Genomic DNA, 13112 nt, shown 5'->3' on the forward strand with positions numbered 1-13112 from the left:
TCCCACCTCTCACTAAGGAGCGGATTGCCATAATGTACATCGATCTTGATGACCTGCAAGCTTTACAACAACTGGACAGCGCCAGGGCCCTCCCGGATACCGTCGACTACCACCGCCAGTTTGCCGACGGCTGGGAACTGGCCGGGAAATGGCCATCCATCCTGCCGGCCGGGGAGATACGCCACATTATCGTCCTGGCCACCGGGGGCGGCTCGGCAGCCAGCGTCAGCCTTTTACAGTCCTATCTCTTTGACGAATTGCGGGTACCCCTGGTCTTGAACCAGGGCTACACCATCCCGGCCTGGGTTGATGAACATACCCTGGCGATCGTCGTCAGCCACTCGGGTAATACGGAGGAAATTTTAAGCGCCTATGACCTGGCCGCCGCCGTAGGGGCTAAAGCTGTGGTCATAACAGCTGGGGGCAAACTCCTCACCCGGGCCCGGGAGAAGAGCCATCCGGTGCTCATTATCCCCGGCGGCATGATGCCGCGCATCGCCCTGGGCTACATCTTTTTGCCCCTGCTGGGCCTGCTGCAGCAGCTGGGCCTGGTGCCGGATAAAACGGCGGAGGTCAGGGAAACCATCGCCCTGTTAAAAGTCCTGGCCGGCCATTACGGCCCGGCCATACCGGCCAAGAACAACCTGGCCAAAACCATGGCTATGGAGATGGACGGCTATGTACCCATCATTTACGGCTCCCTACCCCTGACCGATGCCATCGCCTGGCGCTGGAAAAACCAGATGGGGGAAAACAGCAAACTGATTGCCATGTACAATGCCATCCCCAACCTGCACCACGACGAAGCCGTCGGCTGGGACGCCCCTAGCGCTTACTTGAAGCGTTTTTACTTCACCTTCCTGCGGGATATTGAAGATAGCGACAAGATCCGGCGGCGCCTGGCCACCTCTCAGGAGATCCTGCACCACCGGGCCGCCGGGGTGAGGGAGGTCAGCTCCCAGGGTGAGTCCCGCCTGGCGCGCCTCTTTTCCCTGGTTTACCTGGGCGACTTCATCACCCTGTACCTGGCCCTGATCCGGGGCGTGGACCCGACGCCGGTGGAAGTCATCGACCTGTTCAAGCGCAAAATGGCCGCCGGGGAGTAACTCTAGATGATTACCACGGTTACCGTCAATGCCGCTATTGATAAGACCTATATAGTGGAAAATTTTAGCCTCAACGGGGTCTTCCGCGTCCAGCGCGTCATGGCCCAGGCCGGCGGGAAGGGACTGAATGTCGCCCGGGTGGTTAAGGCCTTGGGTGAAGAAGTGGTGGCTACCGGTTTCCTGGGCGGCCATAATGGCCGGTTTATTGAGGAAAGCCTGGCAGTAGAAGGGATTAAGGGAGATTTTGTTCATGTAGTCGGTGAATCGCGTATTTGCCTGAATATCTTGGACCCGACCGGCAAAAGCCAGACGGAACTGCTGGAACCGGGGCCGGAAGTAGGCCTTGCCGATAGGGAGAAGTTGAAGGATAAAGTAAGAACCCTGGCCCGCCGCAGTCGGGTGATCACCATGTCGGGCAGCCTGGCGCGGAGATTACCGCCCGGCTTTTACGCCGAGCTGATTGCAGCGGTCAAGCAGGAAGGGACCAGGGTAATCCTGGACACCAGCGGTACTGCCTTAAAAGAAGGGTTAACATCTAGGCCCTTCATGGTCAAACCCAATCTCCAGGAAGCCGGGGCCCTGACCGGGAGGCACCTGGAGGGGGAAACGGCCCGGCGGGATTTCGTCAGGGAACTCCTGGCCACCGGGGTGGAGGTTGTCGCCCTTAGCCTGGGAGCAGAAGGTGCCCTCATAGGGACAGGGGAGAGCTTATTCCAGGTCATCCCGCCGCAGGTCCGGGCGGTGAATACCGTCGGTTGCGGCGACGCCTTCGTGGCGGGCTTCGCCGTCGCCCTGGCGCGAGGTGAAGACGTGGTAGCTGCAGCCAGGCTGGCCACCGCTGCTGCTGCTGCCAGCGCCGCCAGTTTGGGGACGGGACAGGTTAAGAACGTGTTGGTAAACGAACTGTTGCAAATGATCATATTTCAGCCGGTTGAGGTGGTGAAGAATAAATGCGGGGATGCAAGCTAGAATTTCAGAATATCTTCAAGAGCTTTCCCGGTGTCAAAGCCCTGGATAATGTTACTTTTACCGTCACACCCGGAGATGTGCACGCCTTAATCGGTGAAAACGGCGCTGGTAAATCGACCCTGCTCAAGATATTAAGCGGTGATTACCTGCCTGATGGCGGCAGTATTCTCCTGGACGGGCAACCCCTGGAACTGACCAGCCCCGCCGATGCCCTGGCGAAGGGCATCAGTGTATTATACCAGGAAAGACAGTCTTTACCCTACCTGAGTGTTGCTGAAAACATCTTTCTGGGAAGGCTCCCTTTAAAAACAGGTCAGCTGGTTGACTGGGGGGAACTGCGGGTCAAAGCGCAGCAGCTTATTGCCGAACTGGCTCTGGACCTCCAACCCGAAACGAGACTGGGTGATCTGAGCGTTGCCCAACAACAAATGGTAGAAATCCTCAAGGCTTACAGCCGAAATGCCCGGGTCATCGCTTTTGATGAACCGACTGCTTCCCTTTCCACTAGAGAAATCGACCCCTTTTTTGCCCTGATCCGCCGGCTCAAGGCTATGGGTATGACCATTATCTACGTATCCCACCGGATGCCAGAAATCTTCCGGATTTGCGACCGTATTACTGTTTTACGGGACGGGAAACACATCAGGACCCTGGCAGTAAACGAAGCTGACGAGCAGGGTCTGGTTAGGATGATGGTCGGCCGCGATTTGAAAGACGTCTTTCAGAAAAAAACATGTTATAAAACAGGGGATAAGCTCCTTGAAGTGCGGGGGTTGTCGCGCCAGGGTATCTTGCAGGATATAAGTTTCGACCTCTACCGGGGCGAGATCTTGGGTATCGCCGGGCTGGTGGGCGCCGGCAGGACGGAGATGGTGCGCTGTCTCTTTGGCGCCGACCCGCGGGATGGCGGTTCTGTCAAATTAAATGGCCAAGAATGGAAATTCTATAGCCCTGAAGATGCTATTAAGACCGGTCTGGGCCTTTGCCCCGAAGACCGGAAAAGCCAGGGATTGATCCTGGGGCTAACAGTACGGGAGAATGTAACCATTACCATCCTTAAAAAGCTTAGCCGCTGGTCCTTTATCAAACGGCTGCAAGAAAACAAAATCACTGAGGACTATATCGCCAGCCTGCGCATCAAAACACCGTCGCGGGAACAAAAGGTTGTCAACCTGAGCGGCGGCAACCAGCAAAAGGTGGTTCTGGCCAAGTGGTTAGCGTCATGGCCCCAGGTCTTAATCCTCGACGAGCCCACCAGGGGTATTGACGTCGGGGCCAAGGCCGAGATCTACGAATTGATAATCAGCCTGGCGGCACAGGGTATAGGTATTATCATGGTTTCCTCCGAGCTTCCCGAGATCTTGGGATTGAGCGATCGGATTCTGGTGCTACGCGCCGGCCGCCTGGTAGGGGAACTTAAAAGGGAAGAAGCCAGTGAAGAAAAGATTCTGGATCTAGCCATGAGAGGATAATTTCATCATTCCAACTGGGAGTGTGATTTTCACCATGCTTGCCATGAACCAGGCCACCGAAGAACGCGATCAAAGCAAAAAACTGCCACCACGTAATCTTGCCAGCAGTCTTCTTAAATTTGAACAAATGGGCATTCTTATAGCTGTAATCCTGTTATGGGTAATCCTGGCCTTTATTGCCCCCCATTTTCTATCCTGGCAGAATATCATCAATATCGGCCTGTCGATTTCTTACGTCGGAGTGGTAGCTGCAGCTCAGACCATAGTTTTGATCGCTGGCGGGTTCGACCTGTCGGTGGGCTCCACCGCGGCCCTGGCCGGCATAGTAGCCGTATTAACGATGAATGCCAGCCATAATATTATAATCGCCATTATAGGTGGCTTGCTGGTGGGGATGGCTGGGGGATTGTTTAATGGATTGAGTATTACCAAGTTGAAGATTAACGCTCTGATTACCACCCTGGCCACCATGTCGGTCTTACGGGGAATTGCCTTCCTGGTAAGTGGCGGTTCGGCTATAGGCGTACTTGATCGTGAGTTCTATGGCCTGGGTATAGGGCAGACTCTGGGTATTCCCAACCCGGTTATAATCCTGGTATTGATTTTTATAGCTTTTCACGTCCTGTTAAACTATACCAGATTTGGTCGTGAACTCTATGTCGTCGGCGGTAACCCGGAAGCAGCCAGGTTGTCAGGTATAAATGTTGATAAGTACCGGGTACGGGTTTTTATTATCAGCGGTGCCATGGCCGCATTGACGGGAATTATCCTCGCCTCCCGTATGACCTCTGGTCAACCGACAAGCGGTCAGGGCCTGGAGATGGATTCCATTACGGCAGCCATCCTGGGTGGTACCGCCCTGGCCGGCGGGCAGGGGCGGATGATCGGTACCGTCTTCGGCATGATCCTCATGGGTACAGTGGATAACGGCCTGAATCTTCTCAATGTGCCGGCCTTTTACCAGTATATAGCCCGGGGTCTGTTATTGCTTTTCGGTGTTGCCATTGACCAGCTGCGGGCCAGGCGCTGATCAATAAAAACCTGTATAGGAGGTGATGTTGAGGCTTGAATAGATGAATGATAGCAAACATGGCGGATACAGTGAGGGCAAAAAGGTAGTAGCGTGAAAGAATGTCATGCATACTTACAAAGGAGGGTTTATGTAACATGCATAAATATTGGAAAATATTTCTGGTAATGCTTTTGGTAGTCGGTATGATGGCTTTAACGGCGGCCTGTGGACAGAAACCCACTTCCCAGGGGGAGAAAAAGGATACTACCGCCCAGAATACTCCCCCGAAAAAAGAAGATATAACCCTGGGATTAATCGTAAAAAACGCGCAGGAGTTTTGGTTCCAAAATGTAATTAAAGGTGCCGAAAACGAAGCTGATAAGTTGGGTATCAAGATGGTTTCCCTGGATGGTCGCGGCGACCCGAGCGTATTCTTAAATGCGGTTGATCAGGCTATCCAGCAAAAAGTGAAGGGTTTGATTGTTGTCGTACCGGATCAGAAGATTAGCCCGGCAGTGGTAGAAAAAGCAAAACAGGCTGGTATTCCTATTATGTCTCAGAGTGACGTGTTAATTGATACCTCAGGGAAGCAACTCGCCCCCCACCTGGGTATCGATGATGAAGAGTACGGTAAAGCCATGGGTGAGTGGTTGGCCAAATATGTACAGAATCAGGGTTGGCTTAATGACCCGAAGAAGGTAGTAAGGGCCGTAGCAATGTCTTATGAACAGGTAAGCGTTCTGAAAAAGAGGACCGATGGTGCGAAGAAGGCATTATTAAACGCCGGGTTTAAAGAAGATATGATCATCAACGCCGCTCTGAAAAAGTATGGTATGCAGGACGCTTATGACGCTATGGCAGCGGTTATTACTGCCCACCCGGAAGTAACCAACTGGGTAGTCTTTGGTTTCAATGATGAAAGTGTTGTCGCCGCGGTAAGGGCCCTGGAAGCAGTTAAAAAAGATAAAGATGCGGTGGCCTGTGGTCTGGACGGAAGTCATGCCAAGGACGAGTTTAGCAAGAGTGAACCAACCGCTTTCAAGGCTACCGTCTATTTAAGCGCCCAGGATTACAGCGCTAAAAGCGTACAATTAATGTACGATAATATTGTTAACAAGAAAGAAATCCCCTGGGTCACCAACTGGCCGCCGACAATAGCGACGCGCGACAACTGGCAACAGGTAGTAAAAGAAAAGTAGACGGGTGCGACAAAAGGAAGGCCCGATCTTTCCATACAGGTCGGGCCTTCTTATAATCCAAGGCAAGGAGGTTTGCAATAAATGACCAGGCGGGAAAGGGTCCTGCAGGCCCTACAGCATAAAGAAACAGATATTGTCCCTTACCAGCTTGATTTAACCAACGACGTATATAAGCGACTAGTAACCTACTATAATGACCCTGACTTTCTGGACAAGGTGGGGAACCACTTAATCGATGCCCGTAATGAGAGTTTTGTCAACGTCGGCCCCAAGCTGGATCAAGATATGTTCGGCGTTGTCTGGGATAAAACCCAGGAAGGAGACTTTGGTATTGTTAGTGATTACCAGTTAAAGGAAGCCAGTCTGAATTGTTATACTTTTCCCGAGCCGGATGAGCCATTAATTCGCGCCAAATGCGAGGAGTTAAGCGCCCACAAAGAGCAGTTCCGCCTTTATACCATTGGTTTTTCCCTTTTTGAACGCGCCTGGACCCTGAGATCTATGCAAGCATTATTGATGGACTTCATTCTTGAACCAGCGTTCGTTAATGAACTCCTGGATAAAATCGTGGAATATAATCTCAAGGTTATCGATATAGCGGCTCAGTACGACATCGATGCTATCTTTTTTGGCGACGACTGGGGCCAGCAGAAGGGTTTAATCATGGGGCCCCAGATTTGGCGTACTTTTATTAAACCCAGGCTGGCCGTGATGTATAGCGCCGTCAAAAAGCATGGCTTATTTGTCGCCCAGCATTCCTGCGGTGATATCCATGAAGTCTTCTCGGATCTCATTGAACTGGGCCTGGATATTTACAACACCTTCCAGCCGGAGATATATGATATCGAGTTTATGAAGAAAGAGTATGGTAAAGATATAACCTTTTACGGCGGTATAAGTACGCAAACACTACTGTCCAGGGAAACTCCAGAAGTTGTCAAGAGCGAAACCAGGAGGCTCATGGATATTCTGGCCAGGGATGGGGGTTATATCTGCGCTCCGACCCATGCCATTCCCAACGATGTGCCGACGGAAAATATCCTGGCCTTCCTGGAGGTTGTTACTAACCAGTGAATATGGAGGAAAAAATTAATGTTTGCTTATGAGCGGGTGTTAACTGCCCTCAAACATAAGGAACCTGATCGTATACCAGTTGATTCCGGTATATGTCTTCCTGCACTCCTGCGGCAGTTTTTATGAATTGATTCCCGATCTCATCGAGGTGGGAGTCGACATCCTCAACCCTATCCAGTTTAAGACGCCCAACATGGATGCGGCCAGGCTGAAGAAAGAATTCGGCGATGCCCTGACCTTCTGGGGCGGCGGCATTGACACCCAGTACACCCTGCCGCGGGGTACACCTGGTGAGGTCCGGGACGAAGTCAAACGCCAGATCGACATCCTGGCCCCCGGCGGCGGCTTTGTCTTCAACACGGTGTACAACATCCAGGCGACGTCCCGCCGGAAAATATCGTCGCCATGCTGGAAACAGTGCTGGAATACGGCATATATTAAAACATGGTGCCCGGGCTTCAGTCATCAAACCCGGGCATTTGCTTTTTTGATGAAGGGCCACAGATGGTCCTAGATTTCTTTTTTTGAACATTCGTCCCTGGTTGCGGACGAAAGATCAAGTTACACTTAATTGTGAAACCGGGTACAAAAGCGGAGAGGAAGCGGCGATGATGTAGAGAATGTAGGGGGTAATGCTGGTTAAGTAAAACTTAACTACGGGATAGAGATTCCTCATTTAATCTTTGCCCTCTGATCTGAACGATGTTTCACAATGCTTTAGAATAAACTTCTATACCGCCGCAAAAGAAAAAATGGTATAATATAACTAACGAGGAGGAGAGGTCGTGACCGGGAAAGTCGAAAAGAAAAAGAAATATGAGCGTCTGAACCCGAAGAATGATTTCCTGTTTAAGAAGCTCTTTTCCAGTCCCGGGAATGAGGACCTGCTTATAGATTTACTCAATACCATCCTGAAACCCGCAGCAGAAAAGAGAATTAACCAAGTTACTGTCCTGAACCCGATAAAGGCCCGGGATCACCAGAAAGATAAAGAAGCCATCATGGATATCCTGGCCCGAGCCAATGACGGTACCCTGATGACCATAGAGATTCAGGTGGCCGATGAACATGATATGCAAAAACGGGCAATCTATTACTGGAGCGTGGTCTTTGCCTCCCAGATGCTCATTGGGATGCAATACTCCGAACTCCAAAAAACGATCAGTATCAACATCTTGGACTACGTCTTTTTGAAGCAAACCCAGAAATACCATACAGTTTTTCACCTGCGGGAAGAGACCGAGGGCTTCCAGCTAACCGATATTGAAGAAATACGCTTTATCGAGCTACCCAAGATGCTGGCCAGATGGAAACGAGGCCAGCTAGAAGAAGAAAGGGACCCGCTGACGAAGTGGTTCCTTTTATTGGAAGCAAATGAAGATCAGGAAATCACCAGGGAATTGGAGGCGAAGGCGATGCGTGATACGGTATTAAGAAAGGCCATCAGGGAGTGGGAGCGCCTGAGCCAGGACCCCCGGACCAGGGCGCAATATCTATCCCGCCTGAAGGGGAAGATGGATCATTTGTCGGCTTTAAAGACCGCCGAGAGCAGGGGTTGGGCAGAAGGCGAGAGGAAAGGCAGAATAGAAGGCGAGAGGAAAGGCAGAATAGAAGGCAAAATAGAGGGTGAGCTTGAAACCCTGCGTAAAGGCATTATAGATATTCTTAGCGAACGGTTTGGTATTTTAAAAACAGATTTAAGCAACAAGCTTAGTGCCATAGATGACCCGGCAGTATTGCGAGCCTTGCTTAAAAAGAGCGTTACCATCGCCAATCTGGAAGAGTTCTCTAAAATAGCTGGTAAAAATGAGCCTTAAGGTCAAATTTTACATCACCCCTGGCAGGAATCCCATGGTCTTTTGGCGAAGTTCCTTGGATAAGCTAAAATCGGAAGAAGGATCCCTTTGGCCGTTGAACAAGTTTCTTCCCTGCTGAAAGCTATACCGGAGACCAGCTACTTGACGGCCCAGAATGTGGGCCGTTATCGCTGTATCATGCGTTTCTTTTACCTCCAGCACCAGCGCCTGCGCTACTGGCTGCGGCCGGAGGATGTCTACCAGAGGGTCAGGGCCATGGGCCTGCTACCGGTCTTACCTTATTGACCTCATCAATAAGGTTCTTAGCCTGCTTGGGCCTGGCTCAACTTAGAACCTGGACCGGTAAGCATAATGCGGCCCAGAGGCAAGCCATCAGCCTCAAGGCGGGATAAATCTATCAGGGTGCTGGCATGGTCAATATCTATGCCTACCAGGCGCCCTTCGGCGTCAAAGTCCAGGATAACGCCCGGGGCAACTTCCACCGAGTCGGCGCTTTCTTTTTCAGTAAGGTCTATATACATGGTGTCAGTATCCGGGTAGTAATGGAATTTCATATTATCACCCCTCGCTTTTGTTTCCTGTGCCTTTGAAATTGCGATCAGGAAAGGCGTTATGGATTGTCTGGCCGTCTTCCAGGGTTACCACGCGCAAATATTTCCCGATCTCTGGGATGAGTATCCAATGCCGTATCCTCCCATCGGGTTGCACTTCCCGATATTTAGGTTCACGTATTGCCTGCGCGCACCACTCCAGCCTGATATATGGGCGCTTGTGCAAGACCTGTTCCTCAAAATAGCGCGTCAATTTCATTGCCTGTTAACCCGCACCTCTCCTGGAAAATATTATACCACAACTTGAGATATTATGGTATAAAAGTGCTTTTACAAATCGGAACTGTACTCCGTACTCAGGTACATGAACCGAGCCTTGGTCCGCTGGGCGAGGCGAAAGTACAAGAGACTCGCCCGACATCAGCGACGAGTGGAGTATTGGCTTGGCAAGATTGCCAGACGAGACCCGAAACTGTTCGTCCATTGCAGCCTGGCTGGAGTGAACTATGGCCTGCCGGATCAAGGGGGGAAGGAGAGTTATGATGGTTACTGGCAATTCCCTTCTCCCCAGGAAGCCGCGGGCTGGGGGATCACCCCGGGCAAGCTCTCCCACGGTAATGCCGTCAGCAGCTACGGCTACGGCCGGCTGAGCTACCGGCATGTCCGGGCCAGGCTCCTGGACGCCCGGGCGATAGCCTTTGACACCCGGCAAGGCTGGAACCCGGTCATCACCGACAAACTCTACCCCTCCGGGGGGGCTGTGGTTTATGCCAATCTGCCCCTGGCCTTTTACAAGCAAATGTCCGAAGGGGTCATAGTAGAACTACTCAATTTTCAGTCATGGTACTTAAAACCGCTAAAAAATCTGCAGGTGAAAGTATTTGAATACCCTTAAATTCCTTAAGAGGCTGTAGATGATGCGTGTCGCCGGTGACTAGATATTTTGCTCCGCCCGCCAGGGCACATTCCAGGAAGCGATTATCAGTCTCGTCATTTTTAATGACTTCAAGCCTGGTGTCAGGGATAATCAGCCTGGCGATGGAGCGTAGTTCATCAAGGGTCAGGCTAATCTGCTCGTCGGTCCAGCCGAATTTCTTTTTCAGTACGTCGGCCACTTCGGCAAGGATGTCTTCGGAAATTAATAATTCGATTTCATTATTCCTGGCTATAGCTATTACCTCTTCCGGCTTGCCACCAAAAAGGAAGGCCGAGATATAAACATTAGTATCGCAAACTACCTTAATCATTGCGGCCTTCCTTTCGCAGGTCGTGAATTATTGCTTCAATATCCTTTTCATTTTTAAGTTGCAACTGCCTGGCGGAGGCCTGGCCCCATTTTCTAATATAGCTCCATCGTTTTTCGCTTTCTATATATCTGGTTATGGCCTCGCGGGCGAATTCAGCTTTGGTTTTGGCTTTTTCTGTGGCCATTTCCTCAAGGTCTTTATAAAGACTTACCGGCAGAGAAATATTCAAGATCCTTCTTTTTATTACTTCACCCATGGCAGATACCTCCGTAACAAAAATGGTTACATATTTATGCTAACTTAAAGGCTTAGGATTGTCAATCGTTAACTTGGGTATTGCAATTCGATTGCGTCTACGAAATAGGCCAAAATGATACATTAAAGCCGCCCCTTCAGGCGGCTTGCTGCTGTTATTCCTTCAATTTCCGGGCTATTGTGGCGATACGCTTGCCCAGGGCCCTGGCGACGGCCAGGTCTTGCTCCGTGGGTGGCTGGTCGTAGTTAGGCCCCGAGGTGGCGGAAGCTCCGTAAGGAGTGCACCAGTTAGCCAGGCTGTAATCTTCGTAAGTCCGGCCGACGATAATCACTTTGCCGACCAGTTGGCCATTGACCCATAAAGGGACGGTGGCGTCAATGAACTGTTTTAGCTGACGACACCATCCACGTCCAGCAGGTCGTCCAGGGTGGCCAGGGGTATGTCTTGCATCTCAGCTTGCGCTTGCTGGTATGCTGCCGACTTTTCCAGCTGCTCTAGGGTTTCGCAGGGCATGGTCTCGGGTACCCGTTTGAGAACGGCGGTGCAATCGGGAACTGTTGTGACTCCGGCCGCCACGGCCCTTGCCAGTTTGGCCGTATTTCCGTAGAGGCTGTAAAAAACGATCAGGATTTTGGCTTCGCCCGCCAAAGAAAAATCACCTCACCCAGGATGGTTTTCTTCCTTATTTAACCCCCATTCGGGGATTTAAACAATATCCCTTTGGGCAACTTTTATCAGGAAATGTTTTTAACTCCTTCAGGCAGGAATATCACTATCCGGTGGCGAAACTTCTTCCAAAGCTCAAAGCTAATTCGCAAGAGTCACCCATCCCAATGCGGAAGAGGGATTTCTTTGGCCGTCGAACAGGTATCCACTCTGCTAAAAGCCATCCCCGAGACCAGCTACTTGACGGCCCAGAATGTGGGCCGTTATCGCTGTATCATGCGTTTCTTTTACCTCCAGCACCAGCGCCTGCGCTACTGGCTGCGGCCGGAGGATGTCTACCAGGGGGTCAGGGCCATGGGCCTGCTGCCGGACTATACCCTGGAGCTGTGCCAGCAGGATCTGAACCAGCTGGTGGAATGGGCTGACCTGGTACCCCGGCACGACGGCGGTCGCGCGTGTACCGTGGAGGAATACCTGCGCAAGCGCTTTCGCTACCAGATGACCCCCTACGCCGTCGAGATCGAGCGTTTGGTTCTGGGCCTGGAAAAGGTCAGGGGTTACGGCGGCTCCCTGGAACCCTCCCTCTTTGAAACCATCGAGGCCGCCCTGCGGGAACTCGAGGAGCGGCAGGGTCTTTTCCCGGCCGGCGAGGCCGGGAGCCTCTGGGAGGAACTCTACGGCACCTTCGTGCGCCTGACAGAAAATGCCTCCGACTATATCGCCAGCCTGCAGAGCGCCAAAGCCGAGGAACTGATGGCCACCGAGGCCTTCTTAGCCTATAAAGACGCTGTGACCGGCTACCTGCAGAGCTTCGTCCAGGGACTACAGCGCCATGCCTTCAAGATTGAAGGTTTAATACCGGCCCTGGCGCCGCAGGTAGTGGCCGCCTTCCTGGACGCGGTGACGGCCGATATCGGCCGGCGGCCCCAGCTGGACGAGCCCTTTGACGCCGTTGCTGTCAGGGAGCGGCTGGAGGCTGAATGGCAGAGCCTGGTGCGCTGGTTTGTCGGCACCCCGACCGAGACCAGCGACGTCCTTTTCCTGGAACAAGCCACTAAGGATACCATTGCCCGGCTGGTGCGGAATGCCCTGCAGATCCAGGAAAAGAGGCGCTCCGGCGTCAGCCGGCGCCGGGAACTGGATTACCTGGGCCACTGGTTTTTCAGCCTGGATACCATTGAAGAAGCCCACTGCCTGGCGGCCTACGCCTTCGGCCTCTATCGCACCCGCCATTTCCAGGGCAGCGACGTCAGTGATACCGACAACCCCGATGTCTCCATGTGGGAGGTAGGGCCTAACCCCCAGCACTTGCGTTCCCGCAGCCGCCGGCGGTTACACGAGGGCGGCCCGGAACCGATTATCTCCCACCGGGCTAAACAGGCGGCCCTGCGCGCCGGCTACCTGGAGGAGCAACGCCGGGAACAGGAGATGCTCCTGGCCTTCCTGCGCCAGGGCGCGGTCACCATCTCCCGCCTGGGAGAAGTGACCCCAGCCCTGCGACAGCAGCTCCTTTACTGGATCAGCCGTTGCCAGGCCAGCCGTAGCCGCAGCATTTTGACCCCTGAGGGCATCCGCATCGCCCTCCACGTGCCGCGTCAAGGCCAGCGGGCCCTCCTGCGGGCGGAGGATGGTACCCTGGACATGCCCGATTATACCTTGCTTTTCACGGCCATCCGGGGGGAAGAGGAAACCCGGCTGCGGCGCGGGGTATTGTAATAGTCATACAAGGAAAGGAGCCCTGTA

17 protein-coding genes and 1 pseudogene are annotated in these 13112 nt (G+C 52.6%); 12 read left to right on the forward strand and 6 right to left on the reverse strand.

The genetic code is table 11. From position 1 onward, the window contains the following. Positions 1 to 32 precede the first annotated feature (32 nt). The 9 genes from SDD30_RS05395 (at position 33) to SDD30_RS05435 (ending at position 8934) form a co-directional block, all read left to right on the forward strand. On the forward strand, positions 33 to 1106 hold the full coding sequence (locus SDD30_RS05395; RefSeq protein WP_434073908.1) for a bifunctional phosphoglucose/phosphomannose isomerase: 1074 nt from the start codon (positions 33 to 35) through the stop codon (positions 1104 to 1106). Between the two features lie 6 nt (positions 1107 to 1112). Beyond that, on the forward strand, positions 1113 to 2075 hold the full coding sequence (pfkB, locus tag SDD30_RS05400; protein WP_434073909.1) for a 1-phosphofructokinase: 963 nt from the start codon (positions 1113 to 1115) through the stop codon (positions 2073 to 2075). Next, the gene (locus SDD30_RS05405; protein ID WP_434073910.1) at positions 2057 to 3547 is read left to right on the forward strand and encodes a sugar ABC transporter ATP-binding protein; all 1491 of its coding nucleotides are present in this window, start codon (positions 2057 to 2059) and stop codon (positions 3545 to 3547) included. Before pfkB ends, SDD30_RS05405 begins: the two co-directional genes overlap by 19 nt. A gap of 34 nt (positions 3548 to 3581) precedes the next feature. Next, positions 3582 to 4577 (forward strand): ABC transporter permease, encoded by a 996-nt coding sequence (locus tag SDD30_RS05410; RefSeq protein ID WP_434073911.1) that lies wholly within the window; start codon positions 3582 to 3584, stop codon positions 4575 to 4577. A gap of 137 nt (positions 4578 to 4714) precedes the next feature. After that, on the forward strand, positions 4715 to 5758 hold the full coding sequence (locus SDD30_RS05415; protein ID WP_434073912.1) for a substrate-binding domain-containing protein: 1044 nt from the start codon (positions 4715 to 4717) through the stop codon (positions 5756 to 5758). A gap of 81 nt (positions 5759 to 5839) precedes the next feature. Continuing rightward, positions 5840 to 6832, forward strand: coding sequence for a uroporphyrinogen decarboxylase family protein (locus SDD30_RS05420; protein WP_434073913.1), 993 nt, complete (start codon positions 5840 to 5842; stop codon positions 6830 to 6832). A 127-nt stretch (positions 6833 to 6959) separates the two neighbouring features. Next, the gene (locus SDD30_RS05425; protein ID WP_434073914.1) at positions 6960 to 7346 is read left to right on the forward strand and encodes a hypothetical protein; all 387 of its coding nucleotides are present in this window, start codon (positions 6960 to 6962) and stop codon (positions 7344 to 7346) included. 271 nt (positions 7347 to 7617) lie between these two features. Then, positions 7618 to 8649, forward strand: coding sequence for an Rpn family recombination-promoting nuclease/putative transposase (locus tag SDD30_RS05430; protein ID WP_434073915.1), 1032 nt, complete (start codon positions 7618 to 7620; stop codon positions 8647 to 8649). Positions 8650 to 8736: 87 nt separating this feature from the next. Further along, entirely contained in the window at positions 8737 to 8934 is a 198-nt protein-coding gene (locus tag SDD30_RS05435; protein WP_434073916.1) for a DUF2397 family protein, read from the forward strand. A 17-nt stretch (positions 8935 to 8951) separates the two neighbouring features. Here the strand turns inward: SDD30_RS05435 and SDD30_RS05440 are convergent, their stop codons facing one another. Together SDD30_RS05440 and SDD30_RS05445 are read right to left on the reverse strand one after the other, a co-directional pair. Further along, positions 8952 to 9203: a DUF2283 domain-containing protein gene (locus SDD30_RS05440; RefSeq protein WP_434073917.1), complete on the reverse strand. Its 252-nt coding sequence runs from the start codon at positions 9201 to 9203 to the stop codon at positions 8952 to 8954. Between the two features lie 4 nt (positions 9204 to 9207). Further along, positions 9208 to 9459 (reverse strand): hypothetical protein, encoded by a 252-nt coding sequence (locus SDD30_RS05445; RefSeq protein WP_434073918.1) that lies wholly within the window; start codon positions 9457 to 9459, stop codon positions 9208 to 9210. 69 nt (positions 9460 to 9528) lie between these two features. Here SDD30_RS05445 and SDD30_RS05450 point away from each other — a divergent pair. Together SDD30_RS05450 and SDD30_RS05455 are read left to right on the forward strand one after the other, a co-directional pair. Then, positions 9529 to 9684: pseudogene (locus SDD30_RS05450) on the forward strand (group II intron reverse transcriptase/maturase); the annotation flags it as partial. Between the two features lie 15 nt (positions 9685 to 9699). Then, a complete protein-coding gene (locus tag SDD30_RS05455; protein ID WP_434073919.1) occupies positions 9700 to 10095 on the forward strand; it encodes a hypothetical protein in 396 nt (131 codons plus the stop codon). Here SDD30_RS05455 and SDD30_RS05460 read toward each other — a convergent pair. From SDD30_RS05460 to SDD30_RS05475, 4 genes are all read right to left on the reverse strand, one after another. Further along, entirely contained in the window at positions 10028 to 10447 is a 420-nt protein-coding gene (locus tag SDD30_RS05460; protein ID WP_434073920.1) for a putative toxin-antitoxin system toxin component, PIN family, read from the reverse strand. The two genes, SDD30_RS05455 and SDD30_RS05460, sit on opposite strands and share 68 nt — an antisense overlap. Further along, a complete protein-coding gene (locus SDD30_RS05465) occupies positions 10440 to 10703 on the reverse strand; it encodes a hypothetical protein (protein WP_434073921.1) in 264 nt (87 codons plus the stop codon). The genes SDD30_RS05460 and SDD30_RS05465 overlap by 8 nt, the downstream gene beginning before the upstream one ends. A 154-nt stretch (positions 10704 to 10857) precedes the next feature. Further along, positions 10858 to 11034: an NADPH-dependent FMN reductase family protein gene (locus SDD30_RS05470; RefSeq protein ID WP_434073922.1), complete on the reverse strand. Its 177-nt coding sequence runs from the start codon at positions 11032 to 11034 to the stop codon at positions 10858 to 10860. A 56-nt stretch (positions 11035 to 11090) separates the two neighbouring features. Further along, the gene (locus SDD30_RS05475; protein ID WP_434073923.1) at positions 11091 to 11351 is read right to left on the reverse strand and encodes an NADPH-dependent FMN reductase family protein; all 261 of its coding nucleotides are present in this window, start codon (positions 11349 to 11351) and stop codon (positions 11091 to 11093) included. Between the two features lie 204 nt (positions 11352 to 11555). Here SDD30_RS05475 and SDD30_RS05480 point away from each other — a divergent pair, with 204 nt between their 5' ends. Next, positions 11556 to 13085 carry a TIGR02677 family protein gene (locus SDD30_RS05480; protein ID WP_434073924.1) on the forward strand — a complete coding sequence of 510 codons (1530 nt, stop codon included), beginning with the start codon at positions 11556 to 11558 and terminating at the stop codon, positions 13083 to 13085. Positions 13086 to 13112 lie beyond the last annotated feature (27 nt).

Origin of the sequence: Moorella naiadis (nom. illeg.), from assembly GCF_051020825.1 — a bacterium.
GTDB classification, from domain to species: Bacteria; Bacillota; DSM-521; order Neomoorellales; family Neomoorellaceae; genus Neomoorella; species Neomoorella naiadis.

Excerpts from the sequence above, each read along its gene's own strand:
- SDD30_RS05420 (WP_434073913.1), top strand. The coding sequence starts at position 5,840 with ATGACCAGGCGGGAAAGGGTCCTGCAGGCCCTACAGCATAAAGAAACA.
- SDD30_RS05465 (WP_434073921.1), bottom strand. The coding sequence starts at position 10,703 with ATGGGTGAAGTAATAAAAAGAAGGATCTTGAATATTTCTCTGCCGGTA.
- pfkB (WP_434073909.1), top strand. The coding sequence starts at position 1,113 with ATGATTACCACGGTTACCGTCAATGCCGCTATTGATAAGACCTATATA.
- SDD30_RS05415 (WP_434073912.1), top strand. The coding sequence starts at position 4,715 with ATGCATAAATATTGGAAAATATTTCTGGTAATGCTTTTGGTAGTCGGT.
- SDD30_RS05440 (WP_434073917.1), bottom strand. The coding sequence starts at position 9,203 with ATGAAATTCCATTACTACCCGGATACTGACACCATGTATATAGACCTT.
- SDD30_RS05395 (WP_434073908.1), top strand. The coding sequence starts at position 33 with ATGTACATCGATCTTGATGACCTGCAAGCTTTACAACAACTGGACAGC.
- SDD30_RS05410 (WP_434073911.1), top strand. The coding sequence starts at position 3,582 with ATGCTTGCCATGAACCAGGCCACCGAAGAACGCGATCAAAGCAAAAAA.
- SDD30_RS05460 (WP_434073920.1), bottom strand. The coding sequence starts at position 10,447 with ATGATTAAGGTAGTTTGCGATACTAATGTTTATATCTCGGCCTTCCTT.
- SDD30_RS05405 (WP_434073910.1), top strand. The coding sequence starts at position 2,057 with ATGCGGGGATGCAAGCTAGAATTTCAGAATATCTTCAAGAGCTTTCCC.
- SDD30_RS05445 (WP_434073918.1), bottom strand. The coding sequence starts at position 9,459 with ATGAAATTGACGCGCTATTTTGAGGAACAGGTCTTGCACAAGCGCCCA.